The 434-nt window shown below is 67.1% G+C and carries 1 protein-coding gene; it reads right to left on the reverse strand.

Annotation, left to right across the window (positions count from 1 at the left end; translation table 11 throughout):
- Positions 1-434: SurA N-terminal domain-containing protein (locus AACY52_RS31645; protein ID WP_339561602.1), on the reverse strand; the 434-nt coding region annotated here is incomplete at both ends.

Genomic DNA, 434 nt, shown 5'->3' on the forward strand with positions numbered 1-434 from the left:
CTGCGCCTTATAGGCCGCAGCGATCTCGGCATCGGTTGGCGTGGCGGCGACGGCGGCGGCATTGACCAGCGCATAGCGCACGATCCGCCGCTCCGGCACGCGGTAGCGCGACAGGTTGCGGGTATAGAAGGTGTTCAGTTCCGCCTCGGTCGGGGCGGGGCCCGCTGCGACCGCCTGGCTGGGGATGAAGCCGACCGTGCCGTTGCGCTTTTCCAGCAACAGGCTGGCATAAGGCAGCGCCAGCTGCACCGGCACCTGGCTCGCGCCGATCGTCGGCAGGATCAACTGGCGCGTCAGTGTCTGGTCGGCAATGTCGGTACGGACTTGCACGTCGCTGGTGCCGTTCTGCTTCAGTACCGCTTCATAGCGTGCCTGATCGAACTTGCCGTCGAGCCCGGTGAGCCCCGGCTGGCTTGCGATCACCGCATCGACCG

This window comes from Pseudomonas sp. EA_65y_Pfl1_P113 (assembly GCF_963970525.1).
Classification (GTDB): domain Bacteria; phylum Pseudomonadota; class Gammaproteobacteria; order Pseudomonadales; family Pseudomonadaceae; genus Aquipseudomonas; species Aquipseudomonas tritici.